The sequence below is a fragment of the Pseudoalteromonas sp. S2893 genome, assembly GCF_005887105.1.
Classification (GTDB): Bacteria; Pseudomonadota; Gammaproteobacteria; order Enterobacterales; family Alteromonadaceae; genus Pseudoalteromonas; species Pseudoalteromonas atlantica.
Map to the genome: position 1 here is coordinate 31922 of NZ_PNCY01000028.1, position 26498 is coordinate 58419.

Below are 26498 nucleotides of genomic sequence, written 5' to 3' on the forward strand. Positions count from 1 at the left end.
CTTATAATCGCATAGGCATAACCACGTACATCGCTTCTTCATCGCCCGCACCTTCAATAAGTGCGCTGCTGTTTGAATCTGCTAATGTAAATAGTACATCTTCTGTTTTTAATGTATTTAGTACATCTAATACATACGATACATTAAAACCAATTTCTAGCTCATCACCCTCATACATTACTTCTACTATTTCCTCAGCCTCTTCTTGCTCAGGGTTATTAGCCGTAATTTTAAGTAAGCCATTAGCGAGGTTTAAACGCACACCTCTAAATTTTTCGTTAGATAAAATAGACACTCGTTGAAACGCATTACGTAACCATTCACGGTTAGCGGTAATTACTTTATCTCCACCACGCGGTAATACGCGGCGGTAATCAGGGAAGCGGCCATCTACTAACTTACTTGTAAAAGTAAATTCCACATCGATAATACGAATATGGTTAGCGCCAAATTGAATAGTAACTAATTCTTCATCGGCAACCATAAGGCGCATAATTTCTTGCACACCTTTGCGCGGTATTATTAATTGGCGCTGCGTATTTAACGATTGGCCTAATTCTTTTTGCGCTATTGCCAAACGGTGGCCATCGGTGGCCACTGTTTTAATGTCGCTATTATCTACTTCAAACGACATGCCATTTAAGTAATAGCGAACGTCTTGGTTAGCCATTGAAAAATGTGTGCTTTCAAGTAATTTACGTAACTCTAAACGCGTTAGCTGAAACTCAACCTCGCCATCCCACTGCTCTAAATTAGGAAAGTCTTCCGCGGCAAGCGTAGTAAGTGAAAAGCGGCTTTTACCACTGGTTAAAAGCAGTTGGTGCTCTTGTAAGCTCAATGTAAGCTCAGAACCATCAGGCAGGCTTTTACAAATATCGAGTAATTTTTTAGCAGGTAGCGTTAACTTTGTATCGGCAATATCATCACCAACAAAAACACCTGCAACTAGTTCAATTTCAAGGTCTGTGCCTGTCATTGAAAGTTGCCCGTTTTCTACCACTAACAATACATTAGATAATATAGGTAACGTATGTTTACGTTCAATCGCACCCGATACTTGCACTAATGGCTTTAAAAATTGTTCTCTTGAAATGGTTATTTGCATAATAAAGTCAGCCCTAAGATGACAACGTTCTTATTAAATTTTGATAATCTTCTTTTATTTCGTGGCTTTCATCACGAAGTGATTTAACCTTTCTACACGCATGTAATACCGTGGTGTGGTCACGTCCACCAAATGCGTCACCAATCTCAGGTAAGCTGTGATTAGTTAATTCTTTTGATAATGCCATAGCTACCTGACGCGGCCTCGCGATAGAGCGGCTACGGCGCTTAGATAACAGATCCGACACACGTATTCTATAATACTCAGCCACAGTGCGCTGTATGTTGTCTATAGTGACAAGTTTATCTTGTAGTGCCAATAAATCGCGCAGTGCTTCTTTTACAAAGTCGATAGAAATTGGACGCCCGGTAAAATTAGCATTAGCTATTACACGGTTAAGCGCACCTTCTAATTCACGTACGTTTGAGCGTAATTTTTTAGCGATAAAAAAAGCGACTTCGTGCGGTAAATTAATTTTACTCTGCTGCGCTTTTTTCATCAAAATGGCAACGCGCGTTTCAAGCTCTGGCGGCTCTATAGCAATCGTTAAACCCCAACCAAATCGTGATTTAAGCCTGTCTTCTACGCCCTCAATTTCTTTTGGGTAGCGGTCAGAGGTTAAAATAATTTGCTGATTACCTTCTAATAATGCATTAAAGGTATGAAAAAATTCTTCTTGTGAGCGCTCTTTATTAGCAAAAAATTGAATATCATCAATCATTAGCGCATCAACACTACGGTAATAACGTTTAAATTCTTCAATGGCGTTATTTTGTAGTGCTTTTACCATGTCTTGCACAAAACGCTCAGAATGCATGTAAACAATTTTAGCATCGGGCTTGTTAGCCATAATGCCATTACCTACTGCATGTAATAAGTGAGTTTTACCTAAGCCAGTGCCACCGTAAATAAATACCGGGTTAAAGGCTGAGCCAGGGTTATCTGCAACTTGTGTTGCAGCCGCTTTTGCTAGCTGGTTAGATTTACCCTCAACAAAGCTGTCAAAGGTATAGTTATCTTTTATATTAGATTTATAGCCTGATTTAGGCGCAGGCTCTACTGCTGCTTTTTGTTCTACAGGTTGCTGTTTAGCAGGTGCCTGTGAACTAGGTGATGCAGGGGCTTCGACACTTGGCGCCGCCGCTTGAGTATTTAGTAGTGGTTTACTACCTACATCAAAACGTAATTCGGGCGCTTCATCACCACAAATTTCTACCAGTAACTCATTAATACGGTTTAAATACTTTTCTCTTACCCAATCAAGAACAAAGCGATTAGGTGCGTAAATCGTTAAGGTATCTTCGGTACTTTCTGCTTGTAGTGGTCTTACCCACATACTGAATTGTTGCGAAGGCAACTCATCTTGCAATACATATAAACAACTTTGCCAAACCGACAGATACACAGTTAAACTCCCAGAGGTATAATTTTTATTCCCGCACATCAATAATGATTAAAAATCATGCATTTATTGCGTTCAATTGGCCAGCTACCCGACCCAAGACCGGGTATTATGAAGGCACTTTATCCACAAGTAAAAGATTGATTTTTATAAAATTGTTGATATCAGTGTATAAATATCTTAACAGACTGATTTATAGCGACTTTTATTTTAAAGCCTGATAACAGATCATAACAAAAACACACTGAGATCGCGAACCAATTTTACGATCTAAATGAGTTTTCCCATGCTTTTATTCACTTTTTAAACACCAGCTGTGGAAAACTTCTTAATTATGATGATCCTAGTTGATCACCCTACTTTATTACGATCCACATTCTTTAAGTCACTCTCGGCCATTAATTCGCCTTTTTGCGCAAAAGCAGACCATTTTGCTTTAAAATTAATCCATAAATATCAAGCTAGCGTACAAAAAATGTAATAAACACGGTGTTTACAGCGCAATTATGATTGACTTTAAAGTGCTTAATCTATAATATCTCGCGCTCGCAATGGCACCTGTGCCAGGATCGCGACCTGCATAGGATGTTTTAACTTTAACCGATCGGATGAGATTGTTATGAAAAGAACTTTTCAACCTAGCGTTTTAAAACGCAAACGTGCACACGGCTTCCGTGCTCGCATGGCAACTGTAAATGGCCGTAAAGTATTAGCACGTCGCCGCGCTAAAGGCCGCAAAGTTCTTTCTGCTTAATATATAAGTGGAAGACTTTAGCTTTGGCAGGGAGTTACGTCTGTTAACTCCCTCGCATTACTCTCGCATATTTAACGAACCCGCTCGGGCTGCAACTCCTTTATTTACTCTTTTAGCTAAACCTAATGACCAAGATAAACCTAGGTTAGGACTCACTGTTGCTAAAAAACGTGTAAAAAAGGCATGCCAACGTAACCGTATTAAACGACTCGCTCGCGAAAGTTTTCGTTTAAATCAACACACCATCGATAATATCGATATTGTGCTTATGGTAAAAAGTGGTATTGATGAGCAGTCTAACGAAGAAATAACCAAACAACTTACAAAGCTGTGGCGTAAAATAAATGAACGCTGCAAACCTGGTGCACCTAAACCACCACCTTTTAAAAAACGCCCAAACAAATCAGCTAAATCTAATAAACAAACCCGATAGCAATAGAATTGCAGGGTTAATTAGGGTATCTTTAGCTCACCTTTTAATCATGCGTTTAAAATCTCTAATTGAGCCTTTAAATACATGGTATCTATTCACTAAATATACGCAGGGGTATAAACACCATGAGGTTACTTAAACCACTTGTTGCTATTCCAAAGCGTTGTTTAGTGTTATTTATCCGCGGTTATCAAATGTGGATAAGCCCACTACTAGGCCCGCATTGTCGTTTTAATCCAAGCTGCTCTCATTACGCTATTCAAGCAATTAATTTGCATGGATTTGTAAAAGGGAGTTGGTTAGCACTTAAACGCATATTAAAATGCCACCCTTTACATTCAGGCGGAGAAGACCCCGTTCCTGAAAAATTAACCCGTATTAACCACCAACACGAGAAATAAGAGCTGTTATGGAATCGCAACGCACGTTTTTATTAATCGGTTTAATGTTAGTGTCGTTTTTATTATTTCAAGAATGGAATAATGACTACAACACACCTAAAGCCGATCCTAGTGCCACTACACAAACACTAAACACAACGTCACCAGAGTCAGATGATTATATACCGTCATCGTCAGATTCAGGTTTACCTGCTTCGGCTACCGCTGCTAAGCGTTCAGTTATTGACATTACGACTGACGTTTTCAAAGTAAAAATAGACACCAAAGGCGGTGACATTGTTGAAGCAGACTTACTCCAATACGAAGAAGTAAAAGGTGAAGAAACACCATTTATGCTTCTAGGCGAGTTTGATGGCAATCAATACTTCTCACAAAGTGGTTTAATTGGTTTAAATGGCCCAGACGCATCAGCGAATGGTCGCCCTACTTACCAAGCAACGCAAAAAGCCTACACGCTAAGCGGTGATGAGCTACGTGTACCACTTACCTATGTTGATAGTAATGGCGTTAGCTTCACTAAAACATACGTATTTAAAAAAGGTCAATACGATGTAGGCCTAGAGTACACAGTAAATAATGCGACAAGTGCGCCAGTGCAAGTACAGCTATACACGCAAATTAAGCGTACCGTACAAGAAAAAGGCAGCTTAGTAGATCAAAACTATTTAGGTGCAGCTTACGGTACTGATGAAGAGTCGTACGAAAAATACAGCTTTTCAGATATGGCTGACAAAAACCTAAATAAAAACACCCAAGGCGGTTACGTTGCATTTATTCAGCATTACTTTGTAAGTGCATGGGTACCTAAGCAAGACGAAACACACACGCTTTACAGCTTAATTACTAAAAGTAATGCCGCTATTATTGGTACAAAAGCAGCGCCTATAAATGTACAAGCCGGCAGCGAGCAAACTCTTAATGCGACTTACTACATGGGTCCTAAAGAGTCAGATATTCTTGAAGCGATTCACCCAGATTTAGACTTAACTGTAGATTACGGTTGGTTATGGTTTATTTCGCAGCCTTTATTTGTACTTCTTAAATGGTTACACAGCATTTTAGGTAACTGGGGTGTCGCTATTATTGCCATCACTATTATCGTTAAATCGTTAATGTACCCACTGACTAAAGCGCAATACACGTCAATGGCTAAAATGCGTGCCCTTCAGCCAAAAATGGCTGCACTAAAAGAAAAATATGGTGATGACCGTCAAAAGTTCGGCCAAGCTACTATGGAAATGTACAAAAAAGAAAAAGTTAACCCTATGGGTGGCTGTTTCCCTATTTTGCTACAAATGCCAATTTTCTTAGCGCTATTTTACGTATTCTTAGAATCAACAGAGCTGCGCCATGCAGAGTTCATTCTTTGGCTAACTGACCTTTCTACAAAAGACCCATACTACGTATTACCAATATTATTTGGTGCAAGTATGTTTGTGACGCAAAAACTACAACCAATGACGGTTACCGATCCAATGCAGCAAAAAATGATGACCTTTATGCCGGTTATCTTCTCTGTATTCTTCTTATGGTTCCCATCTGGTTTAGTACTTTACTGGTTAGTGTCTAACCTTATTTCTATTGTCCAGATGCTTATCATCTACCGTGGCATGGAAAAGCAAGGTATAAAAGTAAGAGGCTAGCTTAACGGCTACTCATATAAAGGCGACTTAGGTCGCCTTTTTTATTGCCTATTTTTTACCACAGCTATTCGCTACCAATAAATGCATAGGTTACAATAGCGCCATTAAAGTTACTCTCGTTGGCAAATAAATAGCATGATCAATCAAGACACAATTGCAGCACAAGCGACCGCCCCTGGGCGTGGTGGCGTAGGTATAATTCGGGTTTCTGGCAGCCTTGCTAAAAGCGTGGCCGAAAAAATAATAGGTAAAGTACCTAAGCTTCGCTATGCCGACTACGTTCCTTTTAAAAGTTTAAGCGGCGAGCAACTCGACCAAGGTATCGCTATTTATTTTGCAGGCCCAAACTCATTTACCGGCGAAGACGTACTTGAACTGCAAGGTCACGGCGGCCCAGTTGTACTCGACATGCTATTAAAAGAAATTAGCCAAATAGAAGGCGTTCGCTTAGCTAAGCCTGGTGAGTTTTCTGAGCGCGCCTTTATGAACGACAAGCTTGATTTAACCCAAGCAGAGGCTATTAGCGATTTAATTAATGCAACCTCAGAGCAAGCAGCTAAAAGCGCCCTACAATCGCTACAAGGTGAATTTTCTAAACACATTGAAACCCTAGTAGAAAAAGTTATTCATTTACGTATGTATGTAGAGGCAGCCATTGACTTCCCTGATGAGGAAATTGATTTTTTATCCGATGGCAAAGTATCGGGCGATTTAGATGCCATCATCAGTCAATTACACACAGTAACGAGCCAAGCTAAGCAAGGCAGTATTATGCGCGAAGGTATGCGCGTTGTTATCGCAGGGCGCCCTAATGCGGGTAAATCAAGCCTACTTAATGCCCTAGCAGGCCGCGAAGCCGCTATAGTAACCGAAATAGCCGGTACTACTCGCGACGTACTACGTGAGCACATTCATATTGATGGCATGCCACTGCATATTATCGATACCGCAGGCCTACGTGAAAGCCCAGACCGCGTTGAACAAATAGGTATAGAGCGCGCGTGGGATGAAATAAACCAAGCTGACCGCGTGTTGTTTATGCTTGATGGCACCGACACCACCGACACCGACCCACACGCAATTTGGCCTGAGTTTATGGCAAAATTACCGCAAGGTATGGGTGTTACCGTTATCAGAAATAAAGCCGATTTATCGGGCGATGCAGTAGGTATGGATGAAAACCAACAATACCCAGTAATTAGTTTAAGCGCTAAAAATGCGCAAGGTATTGAGCTTGTACGCGACCACTTAAAAGCTTGTATTGGCTTTCAGGGCGCAACAGAAGGTGGATTTATGGCGCGCCGCCGCCATTTAGATGCACTTGAACATGCGGCCTATCACTTAGATACTGGTAAAACGCAGTTAGAAATGCACGTCGCCGGTGAAATATTAGCCGAAGAGCTACGCTTAACGCAGCAGTACTTAAACGAAATAACCGGTGAATTTACCTCAGACGACCTACTAGGCAAAATATTTAGCTCGTTCTGTATTGGTAAATAACTCGCTAAAGCAGCATAAAATAACACTTACTTTAGGGCACATTAGTGCCCTTTTTTATGCCCGGTATAAAAATTTAAAAAGCTAAAATGGGGCTAAAATTGAATAAAAACGCGCCTGATTTTAGCGTATTCAACTCACCTCTTTAATCTCTCACAGTATAAAAAACACCACGTTAAGCGCGTAATTGGCGCTCTACATAGCTTAAAAAAGTACCAATATGACGCTAAAAAGTATCCTTAAGTAGATCGTTTTAACTACGGTGTGTGAATTTATAAGCAAAAGTAATCGGTACTATTAAGGTCAACGCCCTCGTTTTTAATTGATCCACCAGCAAAACTCCTCGCTGAACTTGAAAAATAATAAGACTAATTAAAAAAGGTTATCCACAATCGCCTACTTTATGGCTAATAAAACAAGAATAGCGGCACATTTATAAGCTTAAACCGTCACGATCTATAAAAAAGCGTGGTTTATTACACTTATTTTTCACTTTTTTAGGGCAGATCTGCTTAATCGGATCGTTTTTAAAAATTATTTTTGATCGCCTTTTTAAGTTATCAACAAGATTACTATCCACATTATGATCAACAACAGCTTAGCTATATAAAAACGTGGGCTGGTGGCCTCACTTATAATAAAAAATCAATGACTTAGCTTTATTTCGATCTACAAAGCATACTAGTTAAGCAGAGCTTTCCCCAACCTTATCAACAACTTGATCAGAAGATTACATTTAAATAGTTTTTGTTAATTCATTAATATTCAATAACTTATACAAGCGATTACAGCAAAGAGTAAAAACAACTCAAAAATAGTTATACAAAATTACAAAGGTTTTCTTTACTGCAAGCCTAACTCAGTTATCATAGCGGGCAAATAAGTAATGTGTGATCAGTTTAAATATGAGTTCTGTAAATATAATCGTTGGTAGTCAAATGGGATCTGCAGAATATGTAGCAGAACAACTATGTGATGAGTTAAATAACCAAGGTATAAGTGCTGAACTACATGATCAACCTAATTTATCTGATATTGATCAACACAATACAATCTGGCTTATATGCACATCGACCTATGGCGCGGGCGATTACCCCGACAACCTTTTACCATTTATTGAGCAGCTAAATCAGCAAAGTGACTTATCTGCAATTAAATATTCAGTCATTGGCTTAGGCGATACCAGCTACGACACCTATAACCTTGCTGGGCGTAATATAAATAGTTTAATGGCCAGCAAAGGCGCAACATGCATAGCACCAAGGCTTGAACTAAATATTCTTGATGAGGTATTACCCGAAGATACCGCCCTAGAGTGGTTAGACTCGTGGATAGAGAAAACACAATTAAAGTAATGTGATCGATTAAAATGCATAAACAAAGTTACCCACAATTTACTAATAATTTAATAGCTTTTGTGGATAACCGCTGATCAAACTGCGTTTTTAAGCATGCTTATCCATGGGATAAGATCCAATCGATATTGGGCTGTGTATAAACCCCCTTTTTGATCAGAGCTTATTTGCCTGATGATCCGATCATATTAACACCTTTAGATCTGATCTAATTTTATGTTTTAAATGAATAAATAGAGCTTATCAACAGAAAACCCGATCACTAGTAGTAATAGTATTAAAAGATCTCTTTAAAAGATCCTTTATATTATAAGTGATCAGTGACTTAGATCTTGCCCACTGTTTAATCATTTATCTTCTGCTAATTTCTAGGTAGAATACGCTCCCTTTTGAAGTTTACTGGTTTGATTAAGTAGGATCCCATTAATGATTTTTCACGAAAAGTTTGACGTTATCGTAGTAGGTGGTGGACATGCAGGCACTGAAGCCTCATTGGCTGCTGCACGTATGGGGATGAATACCCTGCTGCTAACTCATAATATGGATACACTTGGTCAAATGTCTTGCAACCCTGCAATTGGTGGCATAGGCAAAGGTCATTTGGTTAAAGAAATTGATGCGCTAGGCGGTGCTATGGCACAGGCTATTGATAAAGGCGGTATTCAATTTCGTACCTTAAATTCTTCAAAGGGACCTGCTGTTCGTGCAACTCGAGCACAAGCTGATCGCGCTTTATACAAAGCAGCAATTCAAAACACATTACAAAACCAGGAAAACCTAAAAATATTTCAACAATCGTGTGATGATCTTATCGTTGAAAACGACAAAGTTGTTGGCGTAGTAACCCAAATGGGACTACGTTTTAGCGCACCTAGTGTTGTATTAACCGTAGGTACTTTCTTAGGTGGCCAAATACATATTGGTTTAGAGAATTTTAAAGGTGGTCGTGCAGGCGATCCCCCTTCAATTGCACTTGCTGATCGTTTACGTGAATTACCTTTTAGAGTAGACCGTTTAAAAACAGGTACTCCACCACGTATTGATGCCCGTACAGTTGATTTTAGCAAGATGCAAGAACAACCAGGTGATGCGCCTACACCGGTATTTTCGTTTATTGGTAAACAAAGCGATCACCCACAGCAAATACCGTGCTATATCACCTACACAAACGAAAAAACCCATGAGGTTATTCGTAACAATTTACATCGCTCGCCTATGTACTCTGGCGTAATTGAAGGTATAGGACCACGTTACTGCCCTTCAATAGAAGATAAAATTGTGCGCTTTGCTGATAAAGACAAGCACCAAATATTTGTAGAGCCTGAAGGTTTAACATCGTACGAGCTTTACCCTAACGGTATTTCAACCAGCTTACCTTTTGATGTGCAGTTACAAATTGTGCAATCGATAGATGGTTTTGAAAACGCACATATTTGTCGTCCTGGTTATGCTATTGAATATGATTTCTTTGACCCACGTGATTTAAAACAGTCATTAGAAACCAAGTTTATAGACGGATTATTTTTTGCAGGCCAAATAAATGGTACTACTGGTTACGAAGAAGCCGGTGCACAAGGTTTAATAGCCGGCATGAACGCCGCTTTACAAGTACAAGGCAAAGATGCATGGACTCCACGTCGTGATGAAGCGTACGTGGGCGTACTGATAGACGACTTAGCAACGCTTGGTACAAAAGAACCTTACCGTATGTTTACTAGCCGTGCGGAATACCGTTTATTATTGCGTGAAGATAACGCTGATATTCGCTTAACAGAAAAAGGCCGTGAACTTGGTTTAGTTAACGATGAGCGCTGGCAGGCATTTAACGAAAAAATGGAAGTGATCGAAAAAGAGAAACAGCGTATTAAAGAAACCTGGATCCATAAAGATCATGCTGTGGTTGATCAAGTAAACGCCTTATTAAAAACACCGCTTACTCGTGAAGCAAGTTTAGAGGATCTACTTCGTCGTCCAGAAATTCGTTACGACGATTTAATGGCTATTGATGGGCTTGGATCTGAGTTTACAAACCAAGCTGCACTTGAACAAGTTGAGATCCATACTAAATACGCAGGCTACATTGCGCGCCAGCAAGATGAGATCAATAAACAGCTTCGTCATGAAGAAACCATTTTGCCTAAAGAGTTCGATTACTCAACGGTATCGGGTTTATCAAACGAGGTAGTTGCTAAGTTAACGGATGCGCGTCCAGACACTATTGGCCAAGCTTCTCGTATTTCTGGTATCACCCCAGCGGCGATTTCGCTATTATTAGTGTATCTGAAGAAGCAAGGCTTATTACGCAAAACTGCGTAATGGTAAAGGTAAACTGTGTTACAGCAACAATTAACAACATTGTTAGCGCAAACTGATATTGCGCTAACCGAAAAACAACAACAGCAATTAGTTAAATACGTTGAGTTACTAAACAAATGGAACAAAGCGTATAATTTAACGTCTGTACGCTTACCAGAAGAAATGATGATTAAGCACATTATGGATAGCTTAGTTGTTGCACCTCATTTACCCGGTCATCATTATATTGATGTAGGCACAGGTCCTGGCTTACCAGGTATTGTATTAGCTATTGCACTACCTGATACGCAATTTGTATTGCTTGATAGCTTAGGTAAACGTGTTCGCTTTTTAATGCAAGTTAAACACGAGCTCGGGCTAAATAATGTCACCCCTGTGCAGTCAAGAGTTGAAGAATATCAACCAAGTGTTAAATTAGATGGCGTACTAAGTCGTGCGTTTGCTTCACTGCAAGATATGGTTGATTGGTGTTCACACTTAATTGATCACTCAGGCAAATTTATAGCGCTTAAAGGTGTGTTTCCTAGTGAAGAGCTAGAATCGCTTCCTGAGGGTGTAAAATTTGAAGATAAAATCTCGCTAGTAGTGCCTGAACTTGATGCACAACGACATTTAATTATTCTTTCTAAAGACTAGGGATCAGAGACATAGTGGCAAAAGTCATCGCATTAGCAAATCAAAAAGGCGGCGTTGGTAAAACAACAACGGCTGTTAATCTCGCTGCATCTATGGCTGCAACGAAGCGTAAAGTGCTGTTAATAGATCTCGACCCCCAAGGCAACGCTACGATGGGTAGCGGTGTAGACAAATACGGCGATGTCGCCACCATTTACGATTTACTCATTGAAGAAAAACCTATGGATGAGGTGATAATCACCGAAACCTCGGGTGAGTATCATATGATAGCGGCCAACGGCGATGTAACCGCAGCCGAAGTAAAATTAATGGAATTGTTTGCACGCGAAGTACGCCTTCGTAATGCGCTTGAAAAAATACAAGATAAATACGAATTTATTTTTATCGACTGCCCGCCTTCACTAAATATGTTAACAGTAAACGCCATGGCTGCTGCTGATTCTATTTTAGTACCTATGCAATGTGAATATTATGCGCTTGAAGGGTTAACCGCATTAATGGACACTATTACGCAACTTGCAAAGTTAGTTAACCCTAACTTACAAATTGAAGGCATTCTTCGTACTATGTACGATCCGCGCAATCGATTAGCAAATGATGTATCAGAACAATTAAAACAACATTTTGGCGATAAAGTATACCGCACCGTGATCCCACGTAATGTGCGTCTTGCCGAGGCACCTAGTTTTGGTGCACCAGCAATGTACTACGACCGCGCATCAAGTGGCGCAAAAGCCTACTTAGCACTTGCGGGCGAAATGCTACGCAGAAAAGAAAAAACAGCGCCGGTAGTCGCCTAACTTTAAGGTAAAAAAATAACATGTCTGCTAAAAAACGAGGTTTAGGCCGAGGACTCGATGCCCTTTTAAGTTCATCAAAACCAGCGCCGAGCTCAAGCAAGGAACAAGACACAGTAAATGTGACTGAAGCTGTACAAACTGCAGCACAGCCCGTTGCGAATGAATTGCAAAAGCTGCCTATTGAGTTTTTACACTCAGGAAAATACCAGCCTCGTAAAGATATGTCTGAAGAAGCGCTTGAGGAGTTAGCAAGCTCTATCCGCTCTCAAGGCATTATTCAGCCAATTGTGGTGCGCCCAGTTGCAGAAAATAGCTTTGAAATAATAGCCGGTGAGCGCCGTTGGCGTGCTGCACAAATAGCAAAGCTTGAAAGCGTACCTTGTATTGTAAAAGATGTGCCAGATGAAGCCGCCGTTGCTATTGCGCTGATAGAAAATATTCAGCGTGAAGATTTAAACGCAATGGAAGAAGCTATCGCTTTAAACAGATTATTGAATGAATTTGAATTAACGCACCAGCAAGTTGCCGATGCGGTGGGTAAATCGCGCACTACCGTGACCAATTTACTACGATTAAACAATTTAAATAGTGATGTTAAAATTCTGTTAGAGCATGGCGACATAGAAATGGGCCACGCACGCTGTTTATTAGCACTTGAAGGTGAAGCACAATCTGACGCTGCAAGATTAGCCGTAGCTAAAGCGCTAACTGTTCGCGAAACTGAAAAGTTAGTACGCTCAATTTTAGAGCCGGTTGCTGCTAAAGAAGCACCAGAAAAAGACCCAGATGTTAAGCGTTTAGAGCAAAAATTAGCCGACAACTTAGGGGCTAAAGTAGAAATAAATTATAACGCGAAAGGCAAAGGTAAGTTGGTTATTTCTTATACCAATTTAGATGAGCTTGATGGCATTTTAAATCGTATAAATCACAGCAATACCGACCATTAAAATTTTACATGTCCGATAAGAGACATTTGTAGCTATTTTGTGTTACAAAGCGTCTACTCAAGTTGCAAAACTGGTAGGATTAAGTATAATTTCGCCAGTTTTCACACCCTAACAATTAGAACGCCATAAAGGTTAACTAAACGTGACTAATAAGTTAGCAAGACCTTATAGGCTTGCCGCATTTAAATTAATTTGTCTTCAGGGTATCGTAGCACTTGTAGCTGCAGTAATTATTTTTGTTGGTTGGGGAGTAAACGCCAGCGTATCAGCACTTGCCGGTAGCAGCGTAGCAATACTTCCCCACCTAGTATTTGCGCTTTATGCATTCAGATATATGGGTGCAAGCAAAGCAAATCAAGCGTATACCTCGTTAAAACGCGGTAACGGATTAAAATTTATGCTAACAATCGTATTGTTTGCACTGATACTCAAGTCAACCACGGTCGTTTTAGTGCCGTTTTTTTGTGTTTACGTATTTGTGCTCTTTACTGGATTGTTTGCACCCGTTTTTTTTAAACATTAACTTTTGGGATATAACATGGCTGCAGAAGAAGTTACTATATCAAGCCATATCCAGCATCACTTAACAAACGCTAAGATGTGTATGACCGACTCAGGTCTTGCCTTCAACAAAGCGTGTGCAGACAGTGGTTTCTGGACATGGAATATAGATACCCTCGCATGGTCAATCGGACTTGGTCTATTATTTTTATGGACCTTCCGAAGCGCCGCAAAGAAAGCACACACCGGAGTACCGGGTAAATTTCAATGTTTTATTGAAATGATTGTTGAGTTCGTTGGTGACAACGTACGTGACACTTACCACGGTAAAAGCAAATTAATTGCTCCATTAGCCTTAACAATTTTTGTTTGGGTGTTCTTAATGAACTTAATGGACTTAATCCCAGTTGATTTCTTACCTGCACTTGCTGGTTTAGTTGGTGAACAAGCCTTTGGCATGGACTCACACGACGTTTACATGAAAATTGTACCTACCACAGACATAAACTTAACCGCTGCATTAGCACTGGGCGTGTTTATTCTGATGATTGGTTACTCTATTAAAATTAAAGGGGTTGGTGGCTTCATTAAAGAGCTTACACTTCACCCGTTTAGCTCTAATAGCAAAGTGGCTATGATTTTCTTAATTCCTTGTAATTTATTACTAGAAACAATCGCTCTAGTGTCTAAGCCTTTCTCGTTAGCACTGCGTTTATTCGGTAACTTATACGCTGGTGAATTGATATTCATACTTATCGGCGCAGTTGGTTTAATGCAACTTCCGTTGCACTTTGTTTGGGCTGTATTCCATATCTTAGTAATCGTGTTACAAGCATTCGTATTTATGATGCTAACCATTGTTTACCTAAGCATGGCAAGTTCAGACAATCACTAATTTATACACTTTTTATATTTAACTTTAACAATTGAAACTTTGGAGAAAAAAATGGAACTAGTATTAGGTCTTAAGTACATCGCAGTTGCTTTACTTATCGGCTTCGGTGCAATCGGTACTGCTATCGGCTTCGGTAACATGGGTGGTAAATTCCTAGAAGCATGTGCGCGTCAGCCTGAACTTGCACCTTCATTACAAGTTAAGATGTTCATCCTAGCTGGTCTAATCGATGCGGTAGCAATGATCGGTGTTGGTATCGCAATGGTAATCCTGTTCGTACTTTAATTTTATTTTTTGAACAGCTTACTATTTTAAGGAGGAGCGGTCGTGAACATAACAGCCACTCTTATCGGTGAATTAATTGCGTTTACGGTGTTTGTACTATTTTGTATGAAATATGTATGGCCACCACTTAATGATGCAATTGAGTCTCGCCAGAAGAAAATTGAAGATGGTTTAGCTGCCTCTGATAGAGCCGAAAAAGACTTAGAACTTGCGCAACAAAAAGCTGCAGAACAGCTTAAAGATGCAAAAGCTCAAGCGGCTGATATCATTGAACAAGCTAAAAAGCGTGCCGTGCTTATTGTTGACGAAGAAACTGTTCGTGGACAAGAAGAGCGTGAAAAAATTATTGCTCAAGGGCACTCTGAAATTGAATCAGAGCGTAACCGTGTAACAGAAGAGCTACGTAAGCAAGTAGCAACTCTGGCAGTGGTTGGCGCTGAAAGAATTTTAGAGCGTGAAATCAATCAAGCCGCACATAGTGACATCGTTGAAAAACTTGTCGCTGAGCTGTAATTAGGAGGGTATGAGCATGTCTGAATTGACTACTATCGCTCGCCCATACGCTAAAGCGGCTTTTGAACTTGCCGTTGAAAAAGGCACGATTGAAAGCTGGAATGACATGTTGTTTTTTGCAGGCGAAGTTGCCAGCAATGAACAAGCATCAGCCATTCTAGCTGGATTGCCTACTGCTACTGCACAAGCTGAGTTATTTATTAACTTATGTGCTGAGCAGCTCAACGAACAAGGTCAGAACCTAGTTAAGGTGATGGCTGAAAATGGACGTTTGATTGCACTGCCTGAGGTTGCTCAGTTATTCGCTGCGTTTAAAGCAGAGTATGACAAAGAAATCGACGTAGATGTGATTTCGGCAACCCCTCTTGCTGCAGCGCAGCAAGAGTCATTGGTAGCGACACTTGAAAAACGTTTCGCACGCAAAGTTAAGCTGAATTGTAGTGAAGACGCTGCAGTTGTTGGCGGCCTTATTATTAAGGCGGGTGACACTGTAATCGACGGCTCAGTACGCGGTAAATTAAACCGCTTAGCCACAACACTACAATCGTAATTGGGAAAAAGAGCATGCAACTTAATTCCACTGAAATTTCAGATCTGATCAAACAACGTATTGAGCAGTTCGAAGTTGTAAGTGAAGCTCGTAACGAAGGTACTATCGTATCTGTTACTGACGGTATCATCCGCATCCACGGTCTAGCTGACTGTATGCAAGGTGAGATGATTGAGCTTCCAGGCAACCGTTATGCTATCGCACTAAACCTTGAGCGTGACTCAATTGGTGCAGTAGTTATGGGTCCTTACGCTGACCTTACTGAAGGCGTAAAAGTATACACAACTGGACGTATCTTAGAAGTTCCTGTTGGTGCTGGCTTACTTGGTCGTGTTGTAAACACACTAGGTGCTCCTATCGACGGTAAAGGCGCTTTAGATAACGACGGTTTTGAACCTGTAGAAAAAATTGCACCAGGTGTAATCGAACGTCAATCTGTAGATGAGCCAGTTCAAACTGGTTACAAATCTATTGATGCGATGATTCCAGTTGGTCGTGGTCAGCGTGAGCTTGTAATCGGTGACCGCCAAACAGGTAAAACTGCACTAGCAATCGATGCAATCATCAACCAAAAGAACACAGGCGTTAAGTGTGTGTACGTAGCGGTTGGCCAAAAAGCATCTACTATTGCTAACGTAGTACGTAAATTAGAAGAGCACGGTGCACTTGCAAATACTATCGTAGTTGTAGCATCTGCTTCTGAGTCTGCGGCACTTCAGTACTTAGCACCGTTCTCGGGCTGTACTATGGGTGAATACTTCCGTGACCGTGGTGAAAACGCATTAATCGTATATGATGATTTATCTAAGCAAGCTGTTGCTTACCGTCAAATCTCATTACTACTTAAGCGTCCACCAGGTCGTGAAGCATACCCAGGTGACGTATTCTACCTTCACTCGCGTCTTTTAGAGCGTGCATCGCGTGTAAACGCTGATTACGTTGAAAAGTTCACTAATGGTGAAGTGAAAGGACAAACTGGTTCATTGACGGCATTGCCAATCATTGAAACTCAAGGCGGCGACGTTTCTGCGTTCGTACCGACAAACGTTATCTCTATCACCGATGGTCAGATCTTCTTAGAAACTGACTTATTCAACTCAGGTATCCGTCCGGCAGTAAATGCTGGTATCTCGGTATCGCGTGTTGGTGGTGCTGCACAAACTAAAATCGTTAAGAAACTAGGTGGCGGTATCCGTCTAGCCCTAGCTCAGTACCGTGAATTAGCTGCGTTCTCGCAGTTCGCGTCTGACCTTGATGATGCAACTCGTGCTCAACTTGAGCATGGTGAGCGTGTAACAGAGCTAATGAAGCAGAAACAGTACGCACCAATGTCTGTTGCTGAAATGTCTTTGTCGTTATTTGCAGCTGAGAAAGGTTATCTTAAAGATATCGAAATCTCTAAAATTATGGATTTCGAAGCAGCTTTACTTTCTTATGCAAGTAGCACATACGCAGAGCTTGTGGCTCAAATCAATGAAACTGGTAACTACAACGCCGAGATCGAAGCGCAGCTTAAAGAACTTCTTGAGAAGTTCAAGTCTACGCAAACTTGGTAATTTAGTTATTAATGGTGCGCTTTAGTTTACTAAAGCACACCTTGATTCGGAGAGAGAGTCATGGCCAGCGGAAAAGAGATTAAAAGCAAGATCGGGAGTATTAAAAATACTCAAAAGATCACTAGCGCAATGGAAATGGTTGCTGCGTCTAAAATGAAAAAGGCGCAAGAACGAGTGGCTTCAAGCCGTCCATACGCTGACAAATTACGCAAAGTAATTGGTCGTGTTGCTCAAGCAAATCTTGATTTTACTCACCCGTTCTTAGAAGAACGTGAAGTAAAACGAGTTGGTTATATTGTTATCTCTACAGACCGTGGTCTATGTGGCGGCTTAAACTCAAATGAGTTTAAAAAAGTTGCATTAGACATTAAAGCGTGGAAAGAAAAAGGTGTGGACGCTGAGTTTGCAACTTTAGGTAGCAAAGCTGCTAGTTTCTTTCAACGTTTTGGCGGTCAAGTGCTTGCTAAAAAAGCAGGCCTTGGAGATAAGCCTTCAGTACAAGACGTAATTGGTCCTGTAAAAATTATGCTAGATGCATTCTCTGAAGGTAAAATTGACCGTTTATTCCTGGTATATAACAACTTCGTTAATACCATGAAGCAAGAACCAACAATTGACCAGTTACTCCCTTTGCCAAAAGCTGAAGAAGAAGTATCTGCCCACACATGGGACTACTTATACGAGCCAGGCCCAGACGCTATATTAGAGTCTTTGCTTGTACGCTTTGTTGAGTCTCAGGTATACCAAGGTGTGGTTGAGAACGCTGCCTCTGAACAGGCTGCCCGTATGGTTGCAATGAAAGCTGCAACAGATAATGCCGGCGACCTTATGGATGAGTTACAGCTTGTTTATAACAAGGCCCGCCAAGCGGCAATCACACAAGAAATTAGTGAGATTGTTTCTGGTTCAGCCGCAGTTTAATGCTTCAGGCAAAGATTAACGAGAGGAATAGACATGAGTTTAGGTAAGGTCGTCCAAATTATCGGTGCCGTTGTGGATATTGAGTTTTCTCAAGACAACGTGCCAGCCGTATATGACGCGCTAAAAGTAACAGATGGCGATTTAGCTGGTTTGACTTTAGAAGTTCAACAACAGCTAGGTGGCGGTGTTGTTCGTACTATCGCACTAGGTACTACTGACGGTTTACGTCGTGGCGCAGCGGTAGAAAATACAGGTGAAGCGATTCAAGTTCCAGTTGGTAAAGCAACGCTTGGTCGTATCATGAACGTACTTGGTGAGCCAATCGATGAAGCTGGCCCAATCGGCGAAGAAGACCGTATGTCTATTCACCGTGCAGCGCCTTCATACGAAGAGCAATCAAGTTCAGTAGAACTTTTAGAAACTGGTATCAAGGTAATCGACCTTGTATGTCCATTTGCTAAAGGTGGTAAAGTTGGTTTATTCGGTGGTGCCGGTGTAGGTAAAACCGTAAACATGATGGAACTTATCCGTAACATCGCAATCGAGCACAGCGGCTACTCAGTATTCGCAGGTGTTGGTGAGCGTACTCGTGAGGGTAACGATTTCTACCATGAGATGAACGATTCAAACGTACTTGATAAAGTATCGCTTGTATACGGTCAGATGAACGAGCCTCCTGGTAACCGTTTACGCGTAGCGTTAACTGGTCTTACTATGGCTGAGAAGTTCCGTGACGAAGGTCGCGATGTACTTTTCTTCGTAGATAACATCTACCGTTACACGCTTGCTGGTACAGAAGTATCTGCACTTCTTGGTCGTATGCCATCAGCGGTAGGTTACCAGCCTACACTTGCTGAAGAAATGGGTGTACTTCAAGAGCGTATCGCTTCAACGAAGACAGGTTCAATTACATCAATCCAAGCGGTATACGTACCTGCGGATGATTTAACGGATCCATCTCCAGCAACTACCTTTGCTCACTTAGATGCAACAGTCGTACTTTCACGTGATATCGCATCACTTGGTATCTACCCAGCGGTAGACCCACTTGATTCATCTTCACGTCAACTTGACCCATTAGTAATTGGTCAAGAGCACTACGATACAGCACGTGGCGTTCAAACAGTTCTTCAGCGTTACAAAGAACTTAAAGACATCATTGCTATCCTAGGTATGGACGAGCTTTCTGACGAAGATAAGCAACTTGTATCTCGTGCACGTAAAATCCAGCGTTTCCTATCTCAGCCATTCTTCGTGGCAGAGGTATTTACAGGTGCGCCAGGTAAATACGTTTCACTAAAAGACACAATTGCTGGCTTTAAAGGCATTCTAAGCGGTGAATTTGATGACCTTCCAGAGCAAGCGTTCTACATGGTTGGCTCTATCGAAGAAGCTCAAGAAAAAGCTAAAAGCATGTAATTAGGAGGGTAGTATGGCAGCTATGACTGTACATCTTGACGTAGTAAGCGCAGAGCAGAGCTTGTTCTCTGGTCTAGTTGAATCGATTCAAGTATCTGGTAGTGAAGGTGAGCTTGGTGTTAATGCCGGTCACGCCCCACTACTAACTGCCCTTAAACCTGGTATGGTACGTTTAGTTAAGCAACATGGTGAAGAAGAACTCATCTACATTGCTGGCGGTACACTAGAAGTTCAACCGAACATAGTAACCGTACTTGCTGATACAGCTGTTCGTGGTGAAGACCTAGACGAGCAAGCCGCAGAGCAAGCTAAGCGTGACGCAGAAAGCCAAATGGCTAATGCGTCAGCAGCTGAATTTGATTATCAAAAAGCAGCTATGCAACTAGCAGAAGCTATTGCACAACTTCGCGTAATTCAGCAATTACGTAAAAAGTAAGCCTATCCGGTTTTTAAAAGCCCACGTTATGTGGGCTTTTTTGTGCCTGTAATTTGGCTTTACACTTATATCGGTTAGCAAAGCTAGTTACAATAAGTGTAATTATTATGAATAGTTTGTTTATGATAGATTCAGCCATTATTTTTTATAATACGGCTGAGTATGTATACATGGAATGACATGCGTAATCTAGTTAAGCTACTTTCATTAACTCCTCACTAAAACAACGGAAAAAGGAAATTGTTTTAATGGCTCTAACAACAGTAATTCTTGCTGCGGGTAAAGGTACTCGTATGCGCTCTGCTCTACCAAAAGTACTGCATAAAGTGGCAGGTAAACCTATGGTGCAGCATGTTATAGATAACGCAAAGGCACTTGGTGCAACCACCACTAATTTAGTTTACGGGCATGGCGGCGAACTATTACAACAACAACTTGCCGATAACGACGTAAACTGGGTACTGCAAGCAGAACAACTTGGTACTGGCCACGCAGTAGCACAAGCAAGCCCTCATATTAATGATGACGACACTGTACTTGTTTTATACGGCGATGTACCCCTTACAAAGCAATCAACACTTGAGCGCTTACTAGCTGCAACCCCTCAAAATGGCTTAGCAGTACTCACAGTAACCTTGGCTAACCCAAATGGCTATGGCCGTATGCTACGAGAAGAGGGCAAGCTTGTAGGTATTATTGAGCAAAAAGATGCAAGCGCTGAGCAGCTACTTATCAGCGAAGTAAACACCGGCATTATGGCGGTTAACGGCAAGCTTTTAAAAACATGGTTAGGCAATCTATCTAACAATAATGCGCAAGGCGAATACTACCTTACAGATATTGTTGCTATGGCGCACAGTGAAGGTGTAGAAATCACCTCAGCACAGCCCGAACATGCAATGGAAGTTGAAGGCGCAAACAACCGCGTACAACTTGCAGGCCTAGAGCGTGCTTATCAAGCATGGCAAGCAGAAGAGTTAATGTTAAATGGTGCCACCCTAGCCGACCCTGCTCGTATTGATGTACGTGGCAATGTTAAAACAGGCGAAGACGTATTAATTGATATAAACGTTATTTTTGAAGGTAATGTAACCCTAGGCAATAACGTACAAATTGGCCCTAACTGCGTACTTAAAAACTGTACCATAGGCGATTATGTTGTAATAAAAGCGAATACCCTAATTGAAGATGCAAGCGTAGCGGCTAAATGTACGCTGGGCCCATATGCTCGCCTGCGCCCTGGTGCGGTAATGGAAGAAGACTCGCACATTGGTAACTTTGTAGAGATGAAAAAAACCCGCTTAGGTAAAGGCTCTAAAGCAAATCACTTAAGTTACTTAGGCGATGCTGAAATTGGTGAAAAAGTGAATATAGGCGCTGGTACTATTACCTGTAACTACGATGGAGTTAATAAAGCAAAAACCATTATTGGTGATAACGCCTTTATTGGTTCTAACTCATCACTTGTTGCCCCAGTACACATTGGTGAAACAGCAACTGTAGGTGCAGGCTCTGTGATCACCAGTACCGTTGAAGATGAGCAGCTTGCAATAGCACGTTCTAAACAGCGTAATTTAACAGGCTGGAAACGGCCAGTTAAAAAATAATTATAAAAGGCTACTTAGGTAGCCTTTTTTATTTCAGTTGAAGTTTAAACTGTTCTTTATAGCGCCTAGACAAGTTAAGCATCTTACCTGTAGTAAGTTTTATTTCACTATCGCCACTAGGTAGCGGTGTAATAGTCTCTATTCTATCAAGGTTTACGCCATGGCTGCGATGGACTCTGCAAAAGCCTTTCTCTTCTAGTTGCCTGCTTAGTTCTGTTAGGGTCATTCTTAAAGGGTAAATAGACGTGCCAATATACAAGTTTACATAGTTGCCCGATGATTCAAGCCAATCAACATCGTCTATTTTTACAATAAACTCTTTACCATGCTTTTTTACAAGCAAACGATTTAGAGTGGGTGTTGCTTGTTGCTCGCTTTCTTCTATAGAAGATGCCTCCCCAATTAATTGCTGAACGACATATTGATATACTTTTATGAGCGTAATAAAAAATATAAAGCTTATAGCATCCTTTTGATATTCGTATATTAATTCAAACCAACTCAAACCAAAATCATAAGAGCGACCCCAAGCTAAATATACAAGCTTGCGACTGCCTACCATAATAGCAATATGTAACATGCTAAATATAATTGAAGCGCCAACATACATACCCAATGAAGTAGGTATTTTATGCCATTTAAAAGGTGTGTTATTCAAAAACCAAATTAAAGCCGGAAACATAAGCAAAGATCCTAGCGCGCTTGAATACTCCCATACAAATGGCTCCCAAATTAAAAATGTTAAATCTCCTGATCTTTTTACCTCCATAATTTGGGTTGTAGCATTTACGGTATTATTAATTAATACGTAAGCACACAGTAATACTGATGCGTATAAGGTTTGAAAACGCTGAAAGTGTTGTAGGTTCATAGTATGTGCTTATATTTATGTGGTGAGTTTATCCCTAAATACCACCGTTTATCACTATTGCCTGTAATATAAGCACTTATGAATAGTTTTTGCGAGTCGTTTAAGTTTTACTAGTACCAATAGGTATACATTGGTTTTAGCATGAATAAACAATTACACGTAACAAACCGTCATTACTTTCTTGATTGGCTGAGAGTCATTGCGTTTGCTGTACTTATTTTTTATCACATTGGCATGTTGTACAGCGAAAACTGGGGCTTTCACTTTAAAAGCACTTATATATCTCACTACGTAGAGTATTTTTTGTTGGTGTTTGCTCCTTGGAGAATGCTACTGATTTGGTTTATATCTGGAGTAGCACTTCGCTTTATGCTCGATAAAGTGAGAGGTGTTAAATCAAATGCGTTATTTGTTTTAAATCGCTCTATTTTTATATTACTACCATTGCTGGTGGGGTTATGGTTAATAGTTCCCTTTCAGTTGTATGCAGAAATGTCGCAAAAAAGCGTAATAGACATAACGTATTGGCAGTTCTACTTAGCGTTTATAGATATTAATAATGAGATGTTCGCTAATTACCAGTCTGGGGTATGGCCGCACGTAGACGTAAATCATTTATGGTATTTACGCTCTCTTTGGCAGTTCATGCTTATCATTATTTTATTTTCACTATTCATGAAGCTCCCTTTTTTTACGCCTTTATTCAAGCTAGGTAAAGTGAGCCAGCCATTACTGGTAAGCTTATTAGTCATAGCCATGTTGCTTACACATAACTACTTAGAAGGAGATGCTGTAAGGGAGGCTAACGGCTTTATATTTCTATTTATAGGGTATTTGTCAGCCAAACATAATTATTTTTGGGCGAGCCTAAAACACTATTTTTGGGTGTTATGTGTAAGCTTTACCCTGCTGTGTATATACATATTAATGGCTTACCAAAACGTATTTGATTTACCTAGTTATATCTTTACTACTATATACAATATTCAAAGAGTACTGGGAGTGCTTACCATGCTTGCACTCGCACAGCATTTTTTAAACTTTAAAACTAATTACTTAAAAACATTTAATAGCTGGGTGTTTCCTTTTTATTTATTGCACCAAAGTGTACTCATAATCCTATGTTTTGTTTTGCAGCCTTTAGAGGTAGGTTCTTTTATTGAACCACTCTTGGTTGTTATTGGTACATGGTGTATTTGCGTGGTTATTACATTAATAGTGACACGTATTGATATATTAAGGCCTTTAATAGGTGTTAAAACTCAAAATAGCTATTCCCAGCCTTATAAATTATTAGGTTATACAGTAAGCCTTATTCTTGTGTGCCCCTTAGCATTTAAACTCGTTTTTTAAGTTAAAAAAGCTTTATTAAAAGTGCCATAGCTTTGTCATACCTGTGTGTTGTTATTTTGTTCAATACCACACTAAGGAAAATAACAATGTTAAAAAGGTCACTTATAGCACTTTCACTCATATCAATATTAACGGGTTGCTCACTAGATGGAGGTGACGGCCAAGACGGCACGCAAGGTATCCAAGGGGAGCAAGGCACAGCGGGTCAAAATGGTACTAACGGCACCAATGCAAACTCTGCGTTAAATATAAGTTTAGTAGGCCGCGCTGTACTTAATGCCCAAAGCCCCGAAGGTGCAGCCGAAATAGTCGCATATCAAGCATCTAAAAAGTGGATTTACGCCATTAACAGCTCTGGTGATGAAGCCGTTGTTAATATTATACCCGCCGACACCTTTGATACGGCGGCCCTTGTTCAAGATAACGAAGGGATAGTGAGTGCAACTAACCTAACATCAACCATTACCCTTACCTTAAACGACAACACCCCAGGCGATGCCAACAGCATAGCAATAGATGAAAACAACCAAATGCTAGCTGTGGCTATGGCTGCTAAAAATGTGGGCGAAGCGGGACAAATTGCATTTTACGACATAAGCGGCGATGCACCCGCATTCATAAAAAATGTACCAGCGGGCTTTTTACCAGACATGGTGACTTTTAACCACGACGGTACAAAAGTAGTTGTAGCCAATGAAGGTGAACCTAATGGCGATTACAGTATCGACCCAGAAGGCTCTGTAAGCATAATTAATATAGTAGAAGGTGTAGTAGCCGATACGGCAACTAATATTGGCTTTACTACTTACAATAGTCAGCAAGCTGAACTTGAATCTGATGGATTTGTGTTTGCTAACCCTACAGGGCGCACTATTAACGGAAATGTAATAAATACGACAGTAGCTATGGATTTAGAGCCTGAGTACGTCAGCATTTCTAAAGATAACAAATATGCCTACGTATCAATTCAAGAAAATAACGGTCTCGCTATTATTAACCTAGAAGATAATAGCGTAGAGCTAAAAGCGCTAGGCTTTAAAGACTGGTCAGATTTACAAATAGATGCATCAGATAAAGACGGCGGTGTTAATTTTAAATCGTACCCAGGGCTTTACGGTATGTATCAGCCAGATACAATCTCAAGCTTTAGCTGGAAAGGCGCAAATTTTATAGTATCGGCAAATGAAGGTGATGCACGCGAGTACTTCTTTGATGTAACAGATGAAGCAGACTGCACAGCAAAGGGCGGCCTAGATTACGATGAAGATGATGGCTGTCTTGCCTATATAGATGAAAGCCGCGTTGAAGATTTAACGCTTGCAGCTAATTTTGACTACTTAAATAACGACGATGACGATATAGGCCGCTTGAAGGTAAGCACTGTAAAAGGTGATACGAATGACGACGGTCAATACGAATCGCTTTATGCCTATGGTGCACGCTCATTTACTATTTGGGACAGTAATGGGCTGGTGGTATTTGACTCAGGCGATGACATAGGTCGTATTACCGCGTCGGTTCATGGTGAAGCCTTTAATAACAATGAAGATGAAAACGAAGGTGACACACGCTCAGATGATAAAGGCGCAGAACCCGAAGCGCTAACAATAGGTACGATAGACGAACGCACTTTTGCCTTTATAGGTCTTGAGCGCATGGGCGGGATTATGGTTTACGATATTACCAACCCTTACGATGTGCAATTTGAAGATTACTTTTATAACCGTGGTGTAATAGAAGGGGCAGATATAACCGGCGACCTTGCGCCCGAAGGCATGGTATTTGTACCTGCCGAACAAAGTGCGACAGGCGAGCCACTGCTTATAATCGGTAATGAGATCTCAGGTTCTATAGCTGTATGGCAAATTGCAGCAAATTAAAACCAACAAAGCAGTACAGCGATTACTAAATGTACTGCTTTTTCTAACGCGCAAATATTAGCTGTAAAATAGCGACTTAACATGCGCGTTTTTTAATCTAAAATCAGCCCGCAGGCCTTTATTTGTATGCGTTTCATACTAAATTCATTTATTTGTCAAAAAGCTGAAATAAAACATTGACCCCCGCTCGAATCTCCCTATAATGCGACCCCACTGAGACGGGAAACGCTGAAGCGTAGCAAGGCACAACGGCTCAGAGAGTTAAGTAAAACTTCGGTTATAAATCTTCTAAAAAGAAAGTTTAAAATTAAGTGTTGACTCGAAAAATAAAGGATGTATTATACGCATCCCTAGCGACAACGTCGAAACGTTCTTTAACATTATATAGAAATCATCTGTGTGGGCACTCGTTCAGATAGTGT

The 26498-nt window shown here is 40.7% G+C and carries 25 protein-coding genes; 22 read left to right on the plus strand and 3 right to left on the minus strand.

Annotated elements, in window-relative coordinates:
- Position 1 precedes the first annotated feature (1 nt).
- Complete coding sequence (gene dnaN, locus CWC04_RS13135) at positions 2 to 1105, minus strand: DNA polymerase III subunit beta (protein WP_029772814.1); 1104 nt, start codon at positions 1103 to 1105, stop codon at positions 2 to 4.
- 13 nt (positions 1106 to 1118) lie between these two features.
- Positions 1119 to 2510 carry a chromosomal replication initiator protein DnaA gene (dnaA, locus tag CWC04_RS13140; protein WP_004588059.1) on the minus strand — a complete coding sequence of 464 codons (1392 nt, stop codon included), beginning with the start codon at positions 2508 to 2510 and terminating at the stop codon, positions 1119 to 1121.
- A 616-nt stretch (positions 2511 to 3126) separates the two neighbouring features.
- Between dnaA and rpmH the strand changes: the two genes are divergently transcribed.
- From rpmH to glmU, 20 genes are all read left to right on the plus strand, one after another.
- On the plus strand, positions 3127 to 3261 hold the full coding sequence (rpmH, locus tag CWC04_RS13145; protein WP_004335215.1) for a 50S ribosomal protein L34: 135 nt from the start codon (positions 3127 to 3129) through the stop codon (positions 3259 to 3261).
- 7 nt (positions 3262 to 3268) lie between these two features.
- Positions 3269 to 3694, plus strand: a complete 426-nt coding sequence (gene rnpA / locus CWC04_RS13150) for a ribonuclease P protein component (protein WP_029772813.1) — start codon at positions 3269 to 3271, stop codon at positions 3692 to 3694.
- A 125-nt stretch (positions 3695 to 3819) separates the two neighbouring features.
- A complete protein-coding gene (gene yidD / locus CWC04_RS13155) occupies positions 3820 to 4095 on the plus strand; it encodes a membrane protein insertion efficiency factor YidD (RefSeq protein ID WP_004588061.1) in 276 nt (91 codons plus the stop codon).
- Between the two features lie 8 nt (positions 4096 to 4103).
- Complete coding sequence (yidC, locus tag CWC04_RS13160; RefSeq protein WP_024032130.1) at positions 4104 to 5738, plus strand: membrane protein insertase YidC; 1635 nt, start codon at positions 4104 to 4106, stop codon at positions 5736 to 5738.
- Between the two features lie 135 nt (positions 5739 to 5873).
- Positions 5874 to 7238, plus strand: coding sequence for a tRNA uridine-5-carboxymethylaminomethyl(34) synthesis GTPase MnmE (mnmE, locus tag CWC04_RS13165; protein ID WP_004588063.1), 1365 nt, complete (start codon positions 5874 to 5876; stop codon positions 7236 to 7238).
- Between the two features lie 902 nt (positions 7239 to 8140).
- Complete coding sequence (gene mioC / locus CWC04_RS13170) at positions 8141 to 8590, plus strand: FMN-binding protein MioC (protein ID WP_138685634.1); 450 nt, start codon at positions 8141 to 8143, stop codon at positions 8588 to 8590.
- A gap of 426 nt (positions 8591 to 9016) precedes the next feature.
- Complete coding sequence (gene mnmG, locus CWC04_RS13175; protein WP_054983815.1) at positions 9017 to 10906, plus strand: tRNA uridine-5-carboxymethylaminomethyl(34) synthesis enzyme MnmG; 1890 nt, start codon at positions 9017 to 9019, stop codon at positions 10904 to 10906.
- A 15-nt stretch (positions 10907 to 10921) separates the two neighbouring features.
- Positions 10922 to 11542, plus strand: a complete 621-nt coding sequence (gene rsmG / locus CWC04_RS13180) for a 16S rRNA (guanine(527)-N(7))-methyltransferase RsmG (RefSeq protein ID WP_004588066.1) — start codon at positions 10922 to 10924, stop codon at positions 11540 to 11542.
- Positions 11543 to 11556: 14 nt separating this feature from the next.
- On the plus strand, positions 11557 to 12342 hold the full coding sequence (locus CWC04_RS13185) for a ParA family protein (protein ID WP_004588067.1): 786 nt from the start codon (positions 11557 to 11559) through the stop codon (positions 12340 to 12342).
- Positions 12343 to 12362: 20 nt separating this feature from the next.
- Positions 12363 to 13289, plus strand: a complete 927-nt coding sequence (locus CWC04_RS13190; RefSeq protein WP_004588068.1) for a ParB/RepB/Spo0J family partition protein — start codon at positions 12363 to 12365, stop codon at positions 13287 to 13289.
- A gap of 142 nt (positions 13290 to 13431) precedes the next feature.
- The gene (locus CWC04_RS13195; RefSeq protein WP_024032126.1) at positions 13432 to 13812 is read left to right on the plus strand and encodes an ATP synthase subunit I; all 381 of its coding nucleotides are present in this window, start codon (positions 13432 to 13434) and stop codon (positions 13810 to 13812) included.
- Positions 13813 to 13827: 15 nt separating this feature from the next.
- Entirely contained in the window at positions 13828 to 14685 is an 858-nt protein-coding gene (atpB, locus tag CWC04_RS13200) for a F0F1 ATP synthase subunit A (RefSeq protein ID WP_138685635.1), read from the plus strand.
- A gap of 51 nt (positions 14686 to 14736) precedes the next feature.
- Positions 14737 to 14970: a F0F1 ATP synthase subunit C gene (gene atpE / locus CWC04_RS13205; RefSeq protein ID WP_004588071.1), complete on the plus strand. Its 234-nt coding sequence runs from the start codon at positions 14737 to 14739 to the stop codon at positions 14968 to 14970.
- A 42-nt stretch (positions 14971 to 15012) separates the two neighbouring features.
- Positions 15013 to 15483 (plus strand): F0F1 ATP synthase subunit B, encoded by a 471-nt coding sequence (gene atpF / locus CWC04_RS13210; RefSeq protein ID WP_004588072.1) that lies wholly within the window; start codon positions 15013 to 15015, stop codon positions 15481 to 15483.
- Between the two features lie 16 nt (positions 15484 to 15499).
- Positions 15500 to 16033 carry a F0F1 ATP synthase subunit delta gene (atpH, locus tag CWC04_RS13215; protein ID WP_004588073.1) on the plus strand — a complete coding sequence of 178 codons (534 nt, stop codon included), beginning with the start codon at positions 15500 to 15502 and terminating at the stop codon, positions 16031 to 16033.
- A 14-nt stretch (positions 16034 to 16047) separates the two neighbouring features.
- Positions 16048 to 17589, plus strand: coding sequence for a F0F1 ATP synthase subunit alpha (atpA, locus tag CWC04_RS13220; protein WP_004588074.1), 1542 nt, complete (start codon positions 16048 to 16050; stop codon positions 17587 to 17589).
- Between the two features lie 60 nt (positions 17590 to 17649).
- Positions 17650 to 18510: a F0F1 ATP synthase subunit gamma gene (atpG, locus tag CWC04_RS13225; protein ID WP_004588075.1), complete on the plus strand. Its 861-nt coding sequence runs from the start codon at positions 17650 to 17652 to the stop codon at positions 18508 to 18510.
- A gap of 33 nt (positions 18511 to 18543) precedes the next feature.
- Entirely contained in the window at positions 18544 to 19929 is a 1386-nt protein-coding gene (atpD, locus tag CWC04_RS13230) for a F0F1 ATP synthase subunit beta (RefSeq protein ID WP_004588076.1), read from the plus strand.
- A 13-nt stretch (positions 19930 to 19942) separates the two neighbouring features.
- Positions 19943 to 20365: a F0F1 ATP synthase subunit epsilon gene (locus CWC04_RS13235; protein WP_004588077.1), complete on the plus strand. Its 423-nt coding sequence runs from the start codon at positions 19943 to 19945 to the stop codon at positions 20363 to 20365.
- 248 nt (positions 20366 to 20613) lie between these two features.
- Entirely contained in the window at positions 20614 to 21972 is a 1359-nt protein-coding gene (gene glmU, locus CWC04_RS13240) for a bifunctional UDP-N-acetylglucosamine diphosphorylase/glucosamine-1-phosphate N-acetyltransferase GlmU (protein WP_138685636.1), read from the plus strand.
- Positions 21973 to 22000: 28 nt separating this feature from the next.
- Here glmU and CWC04_RS13245 read toward each other — a convergent pair whose 3' ends face one another.
- Positions 22001 to 22843, minus strand: coding sequence for a LytR/AlgR family response regulator transcription factor (locus CWC04_RS13245; protein WP_138685637.1), 843 nt, complete (start codon positions 22841 to 22843; stop codon positions 22001 to 22003).
- Between the two features lie 141 nt (positions 22844 to 22984).
- Here CWC04_RS13245 and CWC04_RS13250 point away from each other — a divergent pair, with 141 nt between their 5' ends.
- Both CWC04_RS13250 and CWC04_RS13255 read left to right on the plus strand, forming a co-directional pair.
- A complete protein-coding gene (locus CWC04_RS13250) occupies positions 22985 to 24196 on the plus strand; it encodes an acyltransferase family protein (protein WP_138685638.1) in 1212 nt (403 codons plus the stop codon).
- An 86-nt stretch (positions 24197 to 24282) separates the two neighbouring features.
- On the plus strand, positions 24283 to 26076 hold the full coding sequence (locus CWC04_RS13255) for a choice-of-anchor I family protein (RefSeq protein WP_138685639.1): 1794 nt from the start codon (positions 24283 to 24285) through the stop codon (positions 26074 to 26076).
- Positions 26077 to 26498 lie beyond the last annotated feature (422 nt).

Bases quoted from the DNA above. Each gene is read 5' to 3' on its own strand.
- dnaN (WP_029772814.1), bottom strand. From the start codon at position 1,105: ATGCAAATAACCATTTCAAGAGAACAATTTTTAAAGCCATTAGTGCAA.
- rpmH (WP_004335215.1), top strand. From the start codon at position 3,127: ATGAAAAGAACTTTTCAACCTAGCGTTTTAAAACGCAAACGTGCACAC.
- yidD (WP_004588061.1), top strand. From the start codon at position 3,820: ATGAGGTTACTTAAACCACTTGTTGCTATTCCAAAGCGTTGTTTAGTG.
- yidC (WP_024032130.1), top strand. From the start codon at position 4,104: ATGGAATCGCAACGCACGTTTTTATTAATCGGTTTAATGTTAGTGTCG.
- mnmE (WP_004588063.1), top strand. From the start codon at position 5,874: ATGATCAATCAAGACACAATTGCAGCACAAGCGACCGCCCCTGGGCGT.
- mioC (WP_138685634.1), top strand. From the start codon at position 8,141: ATGAGTTCTGTAAATATAATCGTTGGTAGTCAAATGGGATCTGCAGAA.
- mnmG (WP_054983815.1), top strand. From the start codon at position 9,017: ATGATTTTTCACGAAAAGTTTGACGTTATCGTAGTAGGTGGTGGACAT.
- CWC04_RS13190 (WP_004588068.1), top strand. From the start codon at position 12,363: ATGTCTGCTAAAAAACGAGGTTTAGGCCGAGGACTCGATGCCCTTTTA.
- atpB (WP_138685635.1), top strand. From the start codon at position 13,828: ATGGCTGCAGAAGAAGTTACTATATCAAGCCATATCCAGCATCACTTA.
- atpE (WP_004588071.1), top strand. From the start codon at position 14,737: ATGGAACTAGTATTAGGTCTTAAGTACATCGCAGTTGCTTTACTTATC.
- atpH (WP_004588073.1), top strand. From the start codon at position 15,500: ATGTCTGAATTGACTACTATCGCTCGCCCATACGCTAAAGCGGCTTTT.
- atpA (WP_004588074.1), top strand. From the start codon at position 16,048: ATGCAACTTAATTCCACTGAAATTTCAGATCTGATCAAACAACGTATT.
- atpG (WP_004588075.1), top strand. From the start codon at position 17,650: ATGGCCAGCGGAAAAGAGATTAAAAGCAAGATCGGGAGTATTAAAAAT.
- atpD (WP_004588076.1), top strand. From the start codon at position 18,544: ATGAGTTTAGGTAAGGTCGTCCAAATTATCGGTGCCGTTGTGGATATT.
- CWC04_RS13235 (WP_004588077.1), top strand. From the start codon at position 19,943: ATGGCAGCTATGACTGTACATCTTGACGTAGTAAGCGCAGAGCAGAGC.
- glmU (WP_138685636.1), top strand. From the start codon at position 20,614: ATGGCTCTAACAACAGTAATTCTTGCTGCGGGTAAAGGTACTCGTATG.
- CWC04_RS13245 (WP_138685637.1), bottom strand. From the start codon at position 22,843: ATGAACCTACAACACTTTCAGCGTTTTCAAACCTTATACGCATCAGTA.
- CWC04_RS13250 (WP_138685638.1), top strand. From the start codon at position 22,985: ATGAATAAACAATTACACGTAACAAACCGTCATTACTTTCTTGATTGG.
- CWC04_RS13255 (WP_138685639.1), top strand. From the start codon at position 24,283: ATGTTAAAAAGGTCACTTATAGCACTTTCACTCATATCAATATTAACG.